Origin of the sequence: Microbispora sp. H10830, from assembly GCF_014161375.1 — a bacterium.
GTDB lineage: Bacteria > Actinomycetota > Actinomycetes > Streptosporangiales > Streptosporangiaceae > Microbispora > Microbispora catharanthi.
The window spans coordinates 122,621-138,594 of the sequence record NZ_JABBWX010000011.1; the positions used below are offsets into that span (position 1 = coordinate 122,621).

Genomic DNA, 15,974 nt, shown 5'->3' on the forward strand with positions numbered 1-15,974 from the left:
GAATGGGTCACGCGCCGCGCAGGAGGTTGACGATGCGATCCACACCTCGACCTGGCGCAGCGCTCCGGCAGTCGGCTCGTCCCCTGCATGAGCAGCCTCACAGGTGGGCCAGCAGCAGGTCCAGCGGTCGCGGCACACGTTCGGGCTCCAGTGCCGCGACGAGCGGGCCCGCGTAGCGGATCTTCCGGCCGCTGCCTGCTCCCATGAACCGGCGCAGCTGGTCGTGGGTGCTGCGCTCGCGCCATGTGGGTTGCTTCTGCAGTGTGCGAAACGAGCTGAGCTCGCCCTGGGCATCGACGACGCATTCGACCGTGGCGGTGCCCAGGGCGCGGATCAGCTCGTCTTCCAGATCGGCCACGCACACGAAGAATCCGAGCGCCTCCAGATCGCTTCTGGTGAGGTCGGATCCGAAGCCGGCGCGCTCGAGACCCCTCCGGAAGGCGCCTTCCTCGCCGGCGTCGCACAGACCCGTCAGCCGGAGATCGCGACCGGGAGGGCCGAACTTGCCGATGTACGCCCCGATGTTCGTGGCGCCGCCCATCGCCACAACGGAGATGCCTTCGGCCGCGAGGTTCCGGCCCCGGCGCTCGGCCAACGCCTTGATGGCCGACTTGTCACTGATTCCCTCGACAAGGACCACGGTGTGCGTTTGGTTCACGCGCTCAGCCTTGCACCGAATCCGGCGACGTTTGTACCCATTTTCCTGTGTTGCAGGGGCTTACGATCGGCGGGAGCAACGGTCCGGATCTGGACGCCGCGTCAGCGCTATCGCGGGGTCAGCACACAGAACTCGTGGCCGTCGGGATCGGCCATGACCACCCAACTGACCTCGCCCTGACCGATGTCGATGCGCGTCGCCCCGAGGGAGATGAGACGGTCGACCTCCGCCTGCTGATCGCCGTCGGCGGGTGGAGCGAGGTCGAAATGCAGCCGCTCCTTCCCGGTCTTCGGCATGAGCGGCGGACCGCCCCAGGTGATCTTCGGACCGCCGTGCGGCGAGCGAATGGCGGTCTCCTGGTCCTGATCCCAGACCAACGGCCAGCCCAGTGCTTTGCTCCAGAAGTACCCGACCTCCTGCGAACCGTCGGATGCCAGCGCTCCGATGAAGCCGCAGTCGGCGAGGAATTGATTGTCCGGCCCGATGACGCAGAACTCGTTGCCTTCGGGGTCCGCGAGCACGACATGATCCTCGTCCGGACGTTGACCGATGTCGATGTGCCGGGCGCCGAGCCCGAGCGCCCTCGCCACCGTCTGCTGCTGGTCCTCAAGGGACGTGCTCGTCAGATCGAAGTGCATCTGATTCTGGCCGGTCTTCTGCTCCTGACTAGGAAGAAATCGGATCCGGAACCCGGTGTCATCGCTCGGCAGGAGCGTGATGCCGTCCTGGGGGTCCTCGGTCATCTCCCAGCCCAGGACGCCGGCCCAGAAGCGCGCGAGACGGAGCGGGTCGTGCGCATCGAAGCAGAGCGCGACCAGGTGACATGTCATTCCGCTCCGCACCTCCATTCGCTGATACAAAGCCGCAGACAGGGCACGTCCTCCGCGCCCATGGGGGGAATCAACGCTAGGCACTCGGGGACCCGTCACGCCAACCAATTTCGGCAGGCTTGCCGGCAAGCGTGGAAGGGCCGACGCCCACGGCATCCACATGACGGGCCGGCTGGGCTACCACGGCCAGTCTCCGAGCGGGCTCGCGCGGGTGCCGGAAGCCTGAGCACAAGGCTTGGAGGGACGGAAGGTGGACGAGTCGGAGCGTCCCCATACGGCGTCGGCCCCCGTCCCGATCTCTCGGTCTCGTTCGCCGGCACTCCGCCGCACCGCCCGCGCCGCCAGCGGAAGTGTTTCCCAGATCGACGACAGGTTGTGCGCCGTTGTCGCCGGTAGGGAGCGTGCCGAATTCGAACCCCGGCCTACAGGCCGGACCGCAGCGAACGCAGTCAGCCGAAACAGCCTGGTTCAGGTCCCAAGACCCGGGCGACGGGTCGTGCTCGGGAGGCGGGTGAGATTCCGGCTGAATGATCTGTTGCGCTCTGACGCCTGATGTTCTCGGAAGTACAGGGCTTCAGAACGCTGCGATCGGATCGGCGGCGCGTTCGCGGCGGGACAGGGTGCGGATCACCGGGAGGAATCCGTGACGGGCCACGGCGATGCGGGTCAGGCAGGTGGTGACCGCCTCGATGGCCTCGGCGGGCACCGGCGGTGTGGACACCTCCAGGCTGCGGGACAGCTCCTTCAGGCAGACGACCTTTACGAGCTGGGGCTGCAGTTCATGGGGGACACGATCGAGGTCATCACCAGCGGTGAGTACGAGTACGCGGTCAGTATGTACAACCTGTGGGGTGATCTCACGGACTGGGTGGAGCTCAAGCCGGCCGAGGAAGACCTTGCCAAGGCCGAGATGGTCCGGGCCGCCCGGGAATGGCTGGCCCTGAACCCTCGGGACAGCGACGCTGTACGCAGGTACTTCGATCACTGGCTACATGACGTCTTCCACCACGATCGGGACGTAGCGTGATGCATCCGGCGAAGGCCGCGCTGGTCCAGCACTGTGCCCACTGCATCAGGGTTGCGGACCGTAAATATGACTGCGGAGCATTTGTTCCGCTTCGAGGATATGGTCGACCACCTCCCAGTACTCCTTCAGCATCGGGTGTGAAAGAGCTTCATTTCGCGACAGTTTGCGCCCATAGAGAGGTTCGTCAGGAGCCACGGCGGCTGCGTTGACGAGAGTGCAGGCCGGGAGCGGGCTGTTTTCGACCGGCCCGACTCTGCAACCGAAGGTGACCCGCCGGTCACAGGGCACTTCCAGGTGCTCGGCGCCCCACTGATCATCGAAGATTACGTCTATCCACGCTTCATGGATGCCGTGATGGTGGTAGCAGGTCGCGAAGAAGACCGCGTACTTGCCGACTCCCTGCTTGTGTACGAAACCGCGGGACTGCCGGCGCTGCTCGCCGCAGCATTCGCACGTCGAATCCTGGATCGTGTAGCCGCGATCGATTTGGAGCATCAGCACATTATGCCCGTGGCTACAAGCCCGGCGCGCACAGTGGAGAGCCACGTGAAGCTCCCTGATGTACGCTCACGATCTCGGCTCAATTGCGACCCTGATGTCCATGGGGACTTGGGGGGATTCCATTGGTCCGCAGCATCAAGCTCCTGCCCTGCACCTTCAGTTCCGCACCGTGACAAGGGAGAAGGAGCGAGACGACCCCGACGACTTCTCGGGGATCAGCCTCGGCGGCGCGGCCTTCATGTTGACCGTCATGGCCCTGAGACACCCTTGGCAGTCGCTCAAGGAACTGCTCACGGTGGTCCGTCGACTGGGCCGCCGGGCGCTCAGGCTCGCGATGGTCCCTGCCGCATTGGTGGCCGCAATCGTGTTGTCGCGCCGAAGGGATCGACGCCCCACCTTCGAGGACTACCTGCATGGCCGCGACGAGGAATGAGACCACTTGTGACTTGGAGATCCGGATACGACAACCGGTGAACGCGCTCGGCGACCGAGAACCCACTTCAATCCGTCTAAAGGATCGGCTTGCTGGCAGGAATGATCCGGGAGCCGGCCCAGATCAGGGATGTGAAGGTGGACGAGCCGGCCTGTAGGCCGGGTTCTGTGATCAGCCGTGAGGGCTGACCGGCGGCCATCCATCTAGGACCGCCGTTGCCGGCGGCCTCAAGCGGTCTACCCGCGCGGCTCGGGCGGGCAGCCCTCGAACGTCGCGCGCGGGACGTTCCGGAGAACGTCCCTTCTTGACCTTGCTCCGGGTGGGGTTTACCGAGCCGCCCACGTCACCGTGGGCGCTGGTGGTCTCTTACACCACCGTTTCACCCTTACCCCCGCGAAGGGGGCGGTCTGTTTTCTGTGGCACTGTCCCGCGGGTCACCCCGGGTCGGCGTTACCGACCACCCTGCCCTGTGGAGCCCGGACCTTCCTCGGCAGGGCCGTGAGGCCCTGACGCGGCCGCCCGGCCGGCTCGTCCACCGTGAAGGTAAGCCTAGCGGCTTCCGCATCATTCCCCGGACCGGCTGGGGATCATGTGAAGACTCTCTGAGTTCTCCCGCCGGGCGGGAGCGTGGGACGACACCGGCGCAGGTCGGGGGCCGACCGCTCACAGGAACCGCACAGATCCTCTCAGAGGTCGCGCAGACCGGTGGGCGAGGCTGCGTCCCATGATTGAGTTGCGGCAGCTGACCAAGAGGTACGGCGAGGTCGCCGTCGTGGACGGCCTCAGCTTCGACGTACGGCCGGGCGTCGTCACCGGCTTCCTCGGGCCGAACGGCGCGGGCAAGACGAGCACGATGCGGATGATCCTCGGGCTCGACAGGCCGACGAGCGGAAGCGCGACGATCGGCGGGAGGCGCTACGCCGACCTGCCCGTACCCCTGCGGGAGGTGGGGGCGCTGCTCGACGCGCAGGCCGTGCACCCGCGCAGGACCGCGTTCGACCACCTGCTCTCTCTGGCGTACGGCAACGGCATCGGACGGCGCCGGGTCGAGGAGGTGCTCGGGCTCGTGGGCCTGGCCGACGTGGCGGGCCGGCGTCCCGGCGGGTTCTCACTGGGGATGAAACAGCGGCTCGGCATCGCGGTGGCGCTGCTCGGTGATCCCCCGGTGGTCCTCCTCGACGAACCCGTCAACGGACTGGACCCCGAGGGCATCCGCTGGATCCGCACGCTGACGCGGAGCCTGGCCGCCGAGGGCAGAACCGTCCTGCTGTCCAGCCACCTGATGAGCGAGATGGCCCTCACCGCCGACCACCTCGTCGTCATCGGCCGGGGGCGGTTGATCGCCGACACCGGGCTGGAGGCGTTCGTCCAGTCGGCCGCGCGGCAGGGGGTGCTCGTGCGCACCCCCGACGCGCGGCGGCTCGCCCCACTGCTCCGGGAGTCCGGCGCCACCGTGCGGCCGGGCGTCGACGGCGGCCTGATGGTGACCGGAATGTCCGGCGCCGAGGTCGGTGGTCTCGCCGGTGCGCACGGAATCGTCCTGCACGAACTCACGCCCTGGCGGGCCTCCCTCGAGGACGCCTATCTGGAGCTGACCGGCGACAGCGTCGAGTTCGCCACGAGTGCCGCCTGGGTCGCCTCATGACCGCGTACGGCGTGCTGCGCTCGGAGTGGGTGAAGTTCCGCAGCGTCCGGGCCATGCTCGGCTGCCTGGCCGGGGCTGTGGTGGCGGCCGGGTCGTACGGCTATCTGTTCGGCACGGCGGCCGCACGCGAGTACCTCGGCGCGTCGGCCGCGGACCGGGCGGCCTTCGACCCCACCGAGACGGCCTTCCGCGCTCTCGTGCTGGTGGGGGTGCTCGTCAGCGCGGTCGGCGTACTGGCCGTGACCACCGAGTACGCCGCGGGAACGATGCCGGTCAGCATCACCGCCGTGCCGAGACGCGGACTCCTCCTCCTCGGCAAGGGGGCCGTCGTCGCGCTGACCACGCTCCTCGTCGGGCCGCCGCTGGCGCTCCTGTCGTTCACGCTCAGCCAGGCGGCGCTGGCGGCGCAGGGCGTGCCGAGCGTGGGACCGGGTGATCCCGGCGTGCCCGCAGCGCTGCTGGGCGCGGGCCTGTTCACCGGCCTTATCGGGCTGTACGGAATGGCGCTCGGGTTCCTGCTGCGCAGGTCGGCGGGGGCCATCTCGCTCGGGACGTTCCTTCTGATCCTGCCCGGCATGGCGAGTCTGTTCCCGAAGCCGGTGGCCAGGTGGATCGTCACCTGGTGGCCGAGCGCGGCGGGCGCGCGGATCTTCGCGGTGCATCCCGGCACCGAACTGCTCGCGCCGCTCGCGGGCGCGGGTGTGCTGACCGCCACCGTGCTCGTCCTGCTCTGCGCCGCCGTCGCCGTCTTCCGCAGGCGGGACGCGTGACGCGCCGGCCTGTACGGCGGGCTTAGCACCGCGTACCTATTCTTCCGGTGATCGGCGGAGGGAGGCCGGAGTGGACGGGCGGCACCTGCTGGTGGTCGACGACGAACCCGTGGTGCGGGAACTGCTGGCGGCCACCCTGCGCTTCGCGGGCTACGAGGTGACCTCGGCCGCGTCGGGGTCTCAGGCCCTGGAGACCGCGCAAACCACGCCGCCGGACCTCGTGCTCCTCGACGTCATGCTGCCCGACATGGATGGTTTCGAGGTTATCCGCCGTCTCCGGGAGCTTCCCCGCCCGCTGTTCGGCGGCCGTCCCGGTCAGGTGCCGGTGCTGTTCCTGACCGCGCGCGACACGACGCAGGACAAGATCAACGGTCTGCGTCTGGGCGGCGACGACTACGTCACCAAGCCGTTCGACCTGGAGGAACTGCTCGCCCGGATCGAGGCCGTGCTCAGGCGGGCCGGGGCCGCTCCCGAGGACCGCACGCTGCGGGTGGCCGACCTCGAACTCGACCCGGAAGGCCATCAGGTGATTCGGGCGGGCACCCCCGTGCGGCTGTCGCCGACCGAGTTCCGGCTGCTCCACTACCTGGTGCTCAACGCCGGGAGGGTGGTGTCCAAGGCCCAGATCCTGGAGCACGTCTGGCGGTACGACTTCGCCGGCGACTCCAGCATCGTGGACACGTACGTGAGCTATGTACGCCGCAAGATCGACAGGGCCGGGCCCAAGCTGATCCACACCATGCACGGCGTGGGTTACGTCCTGCGCGGGCCACGGCCGTGACCACGACGCCGTCCGGGTCCTGGAAGCGGCCGGAGTCATGGAAGCGTCCTGGATCACGGCCGAAGGGCCTGTCGCTGCGCGGGCGGCTCCTGCTGACCACCATGGCCCTGCTCGCGGCGGGCCTGACCGTAAGCGGCGCGGTCGCGGTCGCCACGCTGCGGGCCCACCTCATCGGACGCGTGGACCAGCAGCTCGCACCGATGGCGGCGGTGCTGTCGCGGATCCCGGCCCGGCTGATCGCCGTACCGTCCGAGCGGCAGAGCCCGCAACCGCTGAGCCCGCAACCACTGAGCGCGCAACCATTGACCACGGTGCCCGGCATGGACCTGATCGACCAGGTGTACGTGGCCTATCTGAGCGCGGACGGCGGCGTCGAACAGGAGAGCGTCCGGTGGCTGCGGGACGGGCCGCGGGATCGGGGCCCGGCGCTGCCCCGGCTCGACACCGCCGCGGTCGAGCGGCTGGGCGGGCGGCCGTTCGACGCGACCGGCTCCGACGGCGGATGGCGAGTCGTCGCCGTCCCCCGGCCCGCCCCCACGACGCAGCCCGCCCCCGCGACGGCACTCACGGCCACGCCCGCGACAAGCCGGGGCAGCGTCGTCGTGGCGGCGTCGCTCGGCGGGGTCAGGTCGACCGTCGGCCGCCTGACGATGGTCTGCGCGGCGACCGCGGCGGCGCTCATGACGTCGCTCGCCGTCATCGGGTGGTTCGCCGTCCGGCGGGGGTTGCGGCCACTGCGGACGATCGAGGAGACCGCTGCGGCCATCGCCGGGGGCGATCTGTCCCGGCGCGTCCCCGCGCTGGCCGCGCCCCAGACCGAGGTCGGGCGGCTGGCCGCCGCCCTGAACGTCATGCTCGGCCAGTTGGAGGGGGCCTTCGCCGCGCGGGAACGGGCCCAGGCCCGGATGCGCCGCTTCGTCGCGGACGTCAGCCACGAGCTGCGCACCCCGCTCTTCGGCATCAAGGGGTTCGCGGAACTGCACCGGATGGGCGGGCTGCCCGACGTCGACCTCACCCTCGACCGTATCGAGAGCGAGGCGGGACGCCTGGTCCGGCTCGTGGAGGACCTGCTCCTGCTGGCCCGCCTGGACGAGGGCGAGGACGCCCTGCCCATGGATCTCGCGCCCATGGACCTGCGGACGCTCGCCGCCGACGCCCACAACGACCTGCGTACGCTGGACCCCCGGCGGGAGGTCACGCTGACCGGGCCTGACGGCGGGCCGCCGGGCGAGGCTCCGGTCCTCGGCGACGAGGCGCGGCTGCGACAGGTGATCTCCAACCTCGTGGGCAACGCCGTCGCCCACACCCCGCCGGGCACGCCGGTGCGGATCGGCGTCGGCACGGCCGGCGGGGACGGCGTCCTCGTTATCGCCGACGAGGGGCCGGGGATGCCCGCGGAAGAGGCCGCCCGGGTGTTCGACCGCTTCTATCGGGTGGACGGCTCACGCAGCCGCAGCGGCGCCGGAGGCGCCGGGCTGGGGCTGGCCATCGTCCGGTCGATCGTCACCGCGCACGGGGGCAGGGTGGAGCTGCGGACGCGTCCCGGCGCCGGGGCCGCCTTCCGCGTCGTCCTGCCCCTCGAGGGACTCCCGCCAGGCGGCCGGACAGGGCCGGGCGGGGCCTAGCTCCGCGTGACGTCCTTGACGAACACGATCCCGTCGTAGGCGTCGAGGTGGGCCGGGTCCAGCGCGGAGTAGCCGAACCAGGGGGACTCGCGGGGGGCGGGCCGCGCGTCGCCGAGGGCGGCGGCCAGGCGGCGGGCGTCGACGACGTAGCGGTCCTCGGGGAGCGCGTACAGGAGCCCTTCGAGCGTGTCCGGGGGCGGGGCGTCCACTCCCTGGTGCCGGATCGTGCCGATGGCCGTGGCCAGGAAGGCGTATCCCTCACCCAGGTGGGCGCTCACGATCGCGCCGGAGCTCCACCATTCGAACGGCAGGTCGCCCATCCGCATCGTGCTCTTGTCCCGCTGGAAATGCGCGTTGTGGGCGTGGACCAGCGCCGGGCCCCGCTCGGCGACGGCGAGGAGGTTGGCGGCGATCATCGAACTGCGCAGGCCCAGCAGCCGCGGCATGCGGCCCGGTGACGTGTCGGCCATCCAGTGGTGGTAGCGCAGCAGGCCGGTGGCGGCGCGCCCGTACAGGTGCGCCCGGTCCCAGTCGTCCCGGGAGGACACCGCGGTCAGGTGCGGCGTCTCCGCGTCGAGCAGCGCCACGAGATCGTCGGCGAGCAGCCGCAGCTTCCTGGCCTCTGCCGACTGCCCCACGGATTGGGACGGGTCCATCATCGTGGCGGGATTGGCCCAGCGGTCGTCGAGGCCGAGCAGGCGGTCGAGTGTCTCCGCGTCACAGGGGAGCAGGTCCGCGTCCACCCGGGCCGCGAGGTAGCCGTGGAGAGCGGTGAGGGCCTGCCGGGGGCTCGCGGCGTGGCTGATCTCCAGCGGGCCGTCGAGACCGGCGAAGCGCATCCGCTCGGCCGCGGGCCGGCCCTCGTTGTACGCGCGCATCCAGCGCACGAGCTCCCGGTTGGCCGCGGACGCGCCCCAGCCGTGGCTGAAGCCGCGCTCCATGACCTCGTCGAGGCTGCCCGTGCCCGAGGCGACGTAGTCGTCCACGACCAGGCCCATCAGACAGTCGCTCTCGATCGCGATCGTCCGGTAGCCCTCCTGCTCGACGAGCTGCCGGAAGAGCTCGTTGCGCACTTCGAGCAGAAGGTCTTCGCCGTGGGTGGGCTCGCCCAGGGCGAGCAGCCGTGGCCGGGCCGGGAGCAGCCTCATGACGGAGGCGGCGTCGACGGGATGGGCGGTGTCCACGATGCCGGTATCCATACCTTCAACGGTATCGTTGAACTTTTAGGTGGAGACTTGTCCGTCGAATCGCCAGAACCACAGGGCGAAACCCTCAACTGGGGACTTCAAGCGCCCTCGCGTGCGGGCACGGCGTGTCCGGGTCGGAAAACGCCGACGCCGCGGGGGCACGGCCGAGCGTGCGGTCCCGCGGCGCGTCGTCCCCTGCGGGGACGCTGTCAGGAAAGGTGGGCGGTGTCGTTGAGCGCCCGTACGACGGCGGGCCCGTCGGCGTAGTAGTCGATCGCCGACAGGCAGGCCAGGTCGAGGTGCATCCGATAGAGGGCCTCCGGCGGAGCGCCCAGCGCGAAGCGGACGAGCATCTTGATAGGGGTCACATGGGAGACCACGACGACGCTGCGGCCTTCGTTGGCCTTCACGACGCGGTCCCTCGCCTGCTCGACCCTCCGGGCGGTCGACGCGAAACTCTCCCCGCCGGGCGGCGCGACGTCGGGGTCGGCCAGCCAGGCCGCCAGTTCGCGGGGCCAGCGCTCCTGGATCTCCGCGAACGTGTGTCCCTCCCACTCGCCGAAGTCGGTCTCGCGCAGGTCGTCGTCGACCAGCACCGCCAGGCCCGTCCGGGCGGCCACCGCCTCCGCCGTCTGCCGGGCGCGCGCGAGCGGGGAGGTGACGATCACCTCGACCTCGTACGGCTGCCGCGACAGGCGCAGGGCGGCGGCCTCGGCCTGCGCGAGCCCGGTGGAGGTGAGCGACGGGTCGCCCAGCCCGGAGAACCGCTTCTCCACCGACAGCGGCGTCTGCCCGTGCCTGAGCAGGAGCAGGGACGTGGCGACGCGCGTGGCCCGGGGCATCCACCCGTGCCCGCGCCTGTCGTGGGACGTGGCCGTTCCCGCCGCCGTGCCCGCACCTCCGGCGGCGGTCCCCGCACCGGTCGCGCCGGGAGTCCCCGTGCGACCAGCGGCGGCGGCCGGAGTCCGGGCGACGGGAGCAGGGGCGCCGGAAGCGTCGTCGAACAGCGAGGGCGCGTCGGTGTTGGGCGGCTCGGCGCCGGGCTCGACGGCGGGAGCGGACTCCGGCGCGGAGGTGATCGCGCTCGCCTGCCAGGTCTCCCCCCGGGCCGCCGCGTCCATCGCCTCGTTGGCGAGCCGGTCGGCGTGGCTGTTGCGCTCGCGCGGAATCCACGTCCAGGTGATCCGGAACCGCCGGGCCAGGCCCGCCGCCTCCAGGGCGAGCGGCCGCAGGCCCTCGTGCTTGACCTTCCATCGGCCGGCCATCTGCTCGATGACCAGCTTGGAGTCCATCCGCACCTCGACCTGCCCGCCCTCCGCGCCGAGCGCGAGCAGCGCACGGAGCCCGGCGATCAGGCCGCGGTATTCGGCCACGTTGTTGGTCGCGGTGCCGATCGACTCGGCGGCCTCGGCGAGCACCCGCCCGGCGTCGTCCTTGACCACCGCGCCGTACCCGGCCGGGCCCGGGTTGCCCCGCGACCCGCCGTCGGCCTCGACGATGAACTCCACGGCGACCGTCACAGACCCGACTCTGCCGTACGGACCAGGATGCGGCGGCACTCCTCGCAGCGGACAACCTCGTCGTGGGCGGCGGCCCGGATCCGGTTGAGGTCGGCGATCGACAGGCTCGTGCGGCAGCCGAGGCACCGGCCGCCGTGCAGCATGGCGGCGCCGACCCCGGTCTGCTCGCGCATCTTCTCGTACACCCCGAGCAGGTCGGCGGGGACGTCGGCGGTGATCGCGGACCGGCCGGAGGTCAGCTCGCCGGCCTCCTTGTCGATCTCCGCGAACGCCGCGTCCCTGCGGTCCTCGGCGGCGCGCAGCGAGCCGGTCACCTCTTCGCGCTCCGACTTGAGCGTGGCGACCCGGGCGTCGGCCGCCTCCCGGCGCTCCATGATCTCCAGCACGACCTCTTCCAGGTCCGACTGCCTGCGCCGCAGGGAGACGATCTCGGACTGGAGGCTCGCCAGGTCCTTGGGCGAGGAGACCTGCCCGGAGTCGAGGCGCTTCTGGTCGCGCTCGACCCGGGCGCGTACGGCGTCCACGTCCGACTCGGCCTTGGCCTGGTCGCGGGCGAGGTCGCCGGCCTCGGTCTCGGCGGCGATGATCTGCGTGGAGACCTGGGCCAGCCTCTTGGACAGCTCGTCGATCTCGGCGAGCTCCGGCAGGCTGCGGCGGCGGTGCCGCAGCCGGTCGAGACCGGTGTCGAGCTCAGCGAGATCGAGCAGACGCTTCTGTGCTTCCGGTGCGGCCTTCATCCCAAATCCCTCAAGATGCTCGGGGGTCCAAGTCGGTGGTCGTCGCCGTCCAGGCGTCCGTGACGGCGACCGAGACGCGCGCCTCAACAGTAATGCCCCTGGCCGCCAACGCTGACGTCAGACGCCCGGCGGCGTCCGCCAGCCACGGCCACTCGGTGGCCCAGTGGGACGCGTCGACCAGCGCCGGCCCGTCCGCCTCCATGTGCTCACTCGCCGGATGGTGCCGCAGATCGGCCGTGAGGTAGACGTCCACGCCCGCGGCCCTGGCCGTGCCCAGCAGGGAGTCGCCCGCGCCGCCGCAGACGGCGACGGTCCGAACCGGCCGGCCGGGGTCGCCCGCGACCCGCAGCGGCCCCGCCGTACGGGGCAGGCCCGAGGCGGCCAGCGCCGCGAACTCCCGCAGCGGCATCGGGGCGGTCAGGTCCCCGATCCGGCCGAGCCCGCGGCGCGGGTCGTCGGCGGAGGGCTGGAGGGGCCGCAGGTCCCCCGTCAGGCCGACCGCCCGCGCGAGCGCGTCGGAGACCCCGGGGTCGGCGACGTCGGCGTTGGTGTGGGCGGCGTAGAGGGCGGTGCCCCCGCGGATGAGCCGGTGCACGACCCGGCCCTTGAAGGTGGTGGCGGCGACGCTCGTGGTGCCGCGCAGGTAGAGCGGGTGATGGGTGACGACGAGGTCGGCCCCCCAGCCGAGGGCCTCGTCCACGACGGCGGCGACCGGGTCGACCGCGAACAGGACCTTCCGTACGGCCTGCTCCGGGTCGCCGCAGACGAGGCCCACCGCGTCCCAGGACTCGGCCCACGAGGGGTCGTACAGCGCCTCCAGGCGCTCGACCACCTCGGCGAGGGTGCAGGAGATCGATTCCACCCGCGCACACTACAGCCTGCTGGCGGAACGACCCGGGAAGAGTAACGTCCCCATTGACCCCGCCGTCAGGAAGGATCCCCAGCGTGCCCGTCGACACCGTGCCCGTTGATCAGCAGAGCCTGCACGTCAGGTCCGTGGTCGCCGACACCCACAACGACCTGCTCATGGCCGTCTCCGCCCGGCCGCCCGCGACATGGGCCTCGTTCTTCCGCGAGCGGTGGCTCCCCCAGCTCGTCGAGGGCGGGGTCGACGTGCAGGTGCTGCCCGTGTTCGTGGAGAGCCGGTTCCGCCCGGAGGGCGCGCTGCGCCAGACCCTGCGGATGATCGAGTGCGCCCACGTGCTGGCCGAGGGCAACCCCGACGCGGTGGCGCTGTGTCACGACGGGCAGCAGATCGACGAGGCCCTCGCCCTCGGAAAGATCGCCCTGGTGCCGGCTCTGGAGAGCATGCCGGGGATCGACGAGAGCGTCGAGCTGATCCCGACCCTGCACCGCCTCGGGGTCCGCGTCGCCTCGATCGCCCACTGGGGCCGTACGGCTCTCGCCGACGGCAGCGGCCAGGACGGCACCGGCTCCAGGCTCACCAGCCACGGGGTCGAGGCGCTGCAGGAGATGGAGCGGCTCGGCATGTTCTTCGACATCTCGCACCTGGGCGCCACGGGCGTCGCGCACGTGCTGGAGATCGCGACCCGGCCCGTCATCGCGACCCACTCCTCCGCGCGCGCCCTGCGCGACCACCACAGGAACCTCACCGACGAGCAGCTCAGGGGAGTCGCCGCGGGCGGCGGCGTCGTCTGCGTGAACTTCCTCGCCGCCTTCCTCACCGAGGACGCCCGCTCGGCCACGATCGACCACCTCGTGGACCACATCGAGCACGTCGCGGGCGCCGCCGGCATCGACCACGTGGGCCTCGGCCCCGACTTCATTCGCGAGGTGAACGAGGACCTCACCCCGCCGTGCTGCGAGGGCTTCAGCTACTCCGGGATCGACTCCAACGCCGCCATCCCGGGACTGGAGGGCCCGCGCGGCCTGCCGCTGGTGACCGACGCGCTGGTCAAGCGGGGTTTCTCCGACGAGGAGATCCAGAAGATCCTGGGCGCCAACGTGATGCGCCTGTTCCGCGCGGAGCTGGGCCGCCCGGCTCACGACCGGGCCCGGGAACGGCCCGAGCCGGGACGGCCGCGGCCGTGAACCTGGAGGCCATGCTGGCCGACCTCGAGGAACTGGTGCTCTGCGAGTCGTACTCCACCGACCACGAGGCGGTGGCGCGCAGCGCCCGCGTCGTGGGGGCGCTGGGCCGCAGGCTGCTGGGGGCCGAGCCGGAGACCCTGGTGATCGACGGAGTCACCCATCTGCGCTGGTCGTTCGGCCCGCCGCAGGTCCTGCTGCTGGGCCACCACGACACGGTCTGGCCGGTCGGCACGCTGCGCGAGCATCCCTGGTCGGTGCGGGACGGGGTCGCGCGGGGGCCGGGCGTGTTCGACATGAAGGCCGGTCTCGTGCAGCTCTTCCACGCGGTCGCCTCGCTGCCGTCCCCCGACGGGCTGACCGTGCTCGTCGTCGGCGACGAGGAGCTCGGCTCGCCGACCTCCCGCCCGCTGATCGAGTCGATCGCGTCGCGGTGCGCCGCCGCGTTCGTGCTGGAGGCCAGCGCGGACGGCGGCGCGCTGAAGACGGCACGCAAGGGCATCTCGCGGTACGAGCTGACCGTGCACGGCCGGGCCGCGCACGCCGGCCTCGAACCCGAGCTGGGGGCCAACGCCGGGGTCGAGCTGGCCCACCAGGTGCTGGCCATCGCGGGCATCGCGGCCCAGATCGAGTCGTCGTCCAGGGCGGGGTCGACGTCGGTGACCCCCACCATGCTGACGGCGGGGACGAGCACCAACACGGTGCCGGCCCGGGGCCGGGTGGCGGTCGACGTCCGCGTGCCCGACCGGGCGGCGCAGCGCCGGGTGGACGAGCTGATGCGCGCGCTGGCCCCGCGCACCCCGGGCGTCCGGCTGGAGCTGCGCGGCGGGCCGAACCGCCCGCCCCTCGACCCCGCCGCCTCCGCCGGGCTCTTCGACGTCGCCGTACGGCTCGCCGCCGAGCTGGGCATGGCGCCGCTGCGCGGGGTGCCGGTCGGCGGCGGCTCGGACGGCAACTTCACCGCGGGCGTCGGCTGCCCGACGCTCGACGGCCTGGGCGCGGTGGGGGGCGGCGCGCACGCCGCCGAGGAGCACGTCCTGGTCGCCGAGATGCCGGTCCGCGCCCGTCTGGTCGCGGCGCTGGCCACGTACGTGCTGTCGGGCGGGCCGATAACCGGCGGCGCCGATCCCGCGCCCCGGGACATGAGGCAGACCGCCGGGGAGACCGCGTGAACCCGTGCGACCCCGCCGCCGCCCGGGATCAGGCGGCCGGGGCCGCCGGGCGGCGCGGCCTGCGGATCGCCGAGCTGCGCACGGTCGCCGAGTTCGAGCGGGTGGTCCGGCTGTTCGACGGCATCTGGCGTCCGGAGCCGTGGAACCCTCCCATAACGGCGGAGCTCATGCGGGCGCTGACCCACGCCGGCGGGTACGTCGCCGGGGCTTTCGACGGCCCGGAACTCGTCGGGGCCGCCGTCGCCTTCCTCGCGGCGCCCGCTGGGCAGGCGCTGCACTCGCACGTGACCGGCGCCGTGCGGCCCGGCGCCGGATTCGCGCTCAAGCTGCACCAGCGGGCCTGGGCCCTGGAGCGCGGGCTGAGCCGGATCACCTGGACCTTCGATCCCCTCGTGCGCCGCAACGCCCACTTCAACCTGGCCAAGCTGGCCGCTCTGCCGGAGGAGTACCTGCCCGACTTCTACGGCCCGATGGGCGACGCGGTCAACGCCGGCGACGAGTCCGACCGCGTCCTCGCGGTGTGGCGGCTGGACGACCCGCGGGTGGCGCGGGCGTGCTCCGGCCTGCCGCACCGGCCCGCGGGGGCGGACGGCGCGGTGGCCGTGCTCGCCGAACGGGACGGGTGCCCGGAGTTCCTGCCCGCGGACGGCCCGGCCGTGCTCGTCGCCGTGCCCGCGGACGTGGAGACCCTGCGCCGCGCCGCCCCGGAGACGGCCAAGGCCTGGCGGCACGCCGTACGCGAGGTGCTGGGCGGGCTGATGGCGCAGGGCCGTCCGGTGACGGGCTTCGCCGGCGGCTGCTACGTCGTCGAACGGCGCTCCCCCGCCCCTCGGTGAGACAGGCGGCGTGAGACGGGCGGCGTGACCGGGCGCTGGGTACGGGGCCGGAATGGGTAGGGACCGGACAGCGGCGTCCCGGCCACGGCGGCGATCACCGGCAGAGGTAACGTGCCAGGTGAGCCGGGTGGGGACACACGACGGCGGCCACGAGGCCTAATTGATCATCTGATTACCGGGGGGAATCAGATGAGCGGGTGGCG

General features: G+C 71.8%; 16 protein-coding genes and 1 other RNA gene. 9 read left to right on the top strand and 8 right to left on the bottom strand.

Annotated features, from left to right (window positions below; all coding sequences use genetic code 11):
• Positions 1-97 precede the first annotated feature (97 nt).
• Together HHX35_RS26505 and HHX35_RS26510 are read right to left on the bottom strand one after the other, a co-directional pair.
• A complete protein-coding gene (locus HHX35_RS26505) occupies positions 98-658 on the bottom strand; it encodes a TOPRIM nucleotidyl transferase/hydrolase domain-containing protein (RefSeq protein WP_182901438.1) in 561 nt (186 codons plus the stop codon).
• 107 nt (positions 659-765) lie between these two features.
• Positions 766-1,506 carry a VOC family protein gene (locus HHX35_RS26510; RefSeq protein WP_259405421.1) on the bottom strand — a complete coding sequence of 247 codons (741 nt, stop codon included), beginning with the start codon at positions 1,504-1,506 and terminating at the stop codon, positions 766-768.
• A 625-nt stretch (positions 1,507-2,131) separates the two neighbouring features.
• Here HHX35_RS26510 and HHX35_RS26515 point away from each other — a divergent pair.
• Entirely contained in the window at positions 2,132-2,515 is a 384-nt protein-coding gene (locus tag HHX35_RS26515) for a hypothetical protein (RefSeq protein WP_182901439.1), read from the top strand.
• Positions 2,516-2,560: 45 nt separating this feature from the next.
• On the opposite strand, the gene HHX35_RS26520 is transcribed toward HHX35_RS26515, so the two are convergent.
• Complete coding sequence (locus HHX35_RS26520) at positions 2,561-3,010, bottom strand: hypothetical protein (RefSeq protein ID WP_182901440.1); 450 nt, start codon at positions 3,008-3,010, stop codon at positions 2,561-2,563.
• A gap of 64 nt (positions 3,011-3,074) precedes the next feature.
• On the opposite strand from HHX35_RS26520, the gene HHX35_RS26525 reads away from it, so the two are divergent.
• Positions 3,075-3,449, top strand: coding sequence for a hypothetical protein (locus HHX35_RS26525; RefSeq protein ID WP_182901441.1), 375 nt, complete (start codon positions 3,075-3,077; stop codon positions 3,447-3,449).
• 138 nt (positions 3,450-3,587) lie between these two features.
• Here the strand turns inward: HHX35_RS26525 and rnpB are convergent.
• An RNA gene (gene rnpB / locus HHX35_RS26530) (RNase P RNA component class A) lies at positions 3,588-3,980 on the bottom strand.
• 193 nt (positions 3,981-4,173) lie between these two features.
• On the opposite strand from rnpB, the gene HHX35_RS26535 reads away from it, so the two are divergent.
• The 4 genes from HHX35_RS26535 (at position 4,174) to HHX35_RS44780 (ending at position 8,270) form a co-directional block, all read left to right on the top strand.
• Positions 4,174-5,094, top strand: coding sequence for an ABC transporter ATP-binding protein (locus HHX35_RS26535; RefSeq protein WP_182901442.1), 921 nt, complete (start codon positions 4,174-4,176; stop codon positions 5,092-5,094).
• Complete coding sequence (locus HHX35_RS26540; protein ID WP_182901443.1) at positions 5,091-5,864, top strand: hypothetical protein; 774 nt, start codon at positions 5,091-5,093, stop codon at positions 5,862-5,864. Before HHX35_RS26535 ends, HHX35_RS26540 begins: the two co-directional genes overlap by 4 nt.
• A 70-nt stretch (positions 5,865-5,934) precedes the next feature.
• Positions 5,935-6,645, top strand: a complete 711-nt coding sequence (locus tag HHX35_RS26545; RefSeq protein WP_182901444.1) for a response regulator transcription factor — start codon at positions 5,935-5,937, stop codon at positions 6,643-6,645.
• The gene (locus HHX35_RS44780; RefSeq protein ID WP_220505912.1) at positions 6,642-8,270 is read left to right on the top strand and encodes a cell wall metabolism sensor histidine kinase WalK; all 1,629 of its coding nucleotides are present in this window, start codon (positions 6,642-6,644) and stop codon (positions 8,268-8,270) included. The genes HHX35_RS26545 and HHX35_RS44780 overlap by 4 nt, the downstream gene beginning before the upstream one ends.
• Here HHX35_RS44780 and HHX35_RS26555 read toward each other — a convergent pair.
• From HHX35_RS26555 to HHX35_RS26570, 4 genes are all read right to left on the bottom strand, one after another.
• Positions 8,267-9,469, bottom strand: a complete 1,203-nt coding sequence (locus tag HHX35_RS26555) for an erythromycin esterase family protein (RefSeq protein WP_182901445.1) — start codon at positions 9,467-9,469, stop codon at positions 8,267-8,269. The genes HHX35_RS44780 and HHX35_RS26555 overlap by 4 nt on opposite strands.
• 197 nt (positions 9,470-9,666) lie before the next feature.
• On the bottom strand, positions 9,667-10,977 hold the full coding sequence (locus HHX35_RS26560) for a bifunctional RNase H/acid phosphatase (protein ID WP_182901446.1): 1,311 nt from the start codon (positions 10,975-10,977) through the stop codon (positions 9,667-9,669).
• Positions 10,974-11,714 carry a zinc ribbon domain-containing protein gene (locus HHX35_RS26565; protein ID WP_182901447.1) on the bottom strand — a complete coding sequence of 247 codons (741 nt, stop codon included), beginning with the start codon at positions 11,712-11,714 and terminating at the stop codon, positions 10,974-10,976. Before HHX35_RS26565 ends, HHX35_RS26560 begins: the two co-directional genes overlap by 4 nt.
• Positions 11,715-11,724: 10 nt before the next feature.
• Positions 11,725-12,576: a Nif3-like dinuclear metal center hexameric protein gene (locus tag HHX35_RS26570; protein WP_182901448.1), complete on the bottom strand. Its 852-nt coding sequence runs from the start codon at positions 12,574-12,576 to the stop codon at positions 11,725-11,727.
• Between the two features lie 83 nt (positions 12,577-12,659).
• On the opposite strand from HHX35_RS26570, the gene HHX35_RS26575 reads away from it, so the two are divergent.
• From HHX35_RS26575 to HHX35_RS26585, 3 genes are read left to right on the top strand one after another with little or no spacing between them, the layout of a single operon-like run.
• Positions 12,660-13,766: a membrane dipeptidase gene (locus HHX35_RS26575; protein ID WP_310739321.1), complete on the top strand. Its 1,107-nt coding sequence runs from the start codon at positions 12,660-12,662 to the stop codon at positions 13,764-13,766.
• Between the two features lie 11 nt (positions 13,767-13,777).
• Positions 13,778-14,935, top strand: coding sequence for a M20/M25/M40 family metallo-hydrolase (locus HHX35_RS26580; RefSeq protein WP_182901449.1), 1,158 nt, complete (start codon positions 13,778-13,780; stop codon positions 14,933-14,935).
• Positions 14,932-15,771 (top strand): GNAT family N-acetyltransferase, encoded by an 840-nt coding sequence (locus HHX35_RS26585; protein WP_310739322.1) that lies wholly within the window; start codon positions 14,932-14,934, stop codon positions 15,769-15,771. Before HHX35_RS26580 ends, HHX35_RS26585 begins: the two co-directional genes overlap by 4 nt.
• Positions 15,772-15,974: the final 203 nt, after the last annotated feature.

Bases quoted from the DNA above. Each gene is read 5' to 3' on its own strand.
- HHX35_RS26535 (WP_182901442.1), top strand. From the start codon at position 4,174: ATGATTGAGTTGCGGCAGCTGACCAAGAGGTACGGCGAGGTCGCCGTC.
- HHX35_RS26525 (WP_182901441.1), top strand. From the start codon at position 3,075: ATGTACGCTCACGATCTCGGCTCAATTGCGACCCTGATGTCCATGGGG.
- HHX35_RS26565 (WP_182901447.1), bottom strand. From the start codon at position 11,714: ATGAAGGCCGCACCGGAAGCACAGAAGCGTCTGCTCGATCTCGCTGAG.
- HHX35_RS26520 (WP_182901440.1), bottom strand. From the start codon at position 3,010: ATGCTCCAAATCGATCGCGGCTACACGATCCAGGATTCGACGTGCGAA.
- HHX35_RS26555 (WP_182901445.1), bottom strand. From the start codon at position 9,469: ATGGATACCGGCATCGTGGACACCGCCCATCCCGTCGACGCCGCCTCC.
- HHX35_RS26510 (WP_259405421.1), bottom strand. From the start codon at position 1,506: ATGGAGGTGCGGAGCGGAATGACATGTCACCTGGTCGCGCTCTGCTTC.
- HHX35_RS26540 (WP_182901443.1), top strand. From the start codon at position 5,091: ATGACCGCGTACGGCGTGCTGCGCTCGGAGTGGGTGAAGTTCCGCAGC.
- HHX35_RS26580 (WP_182901449.1), top strand. From the start codon at position 13,778: ATGCTGGCCGACCTCGAGGAACTGGTGCTCTGCGAGTCGTACTCCACC.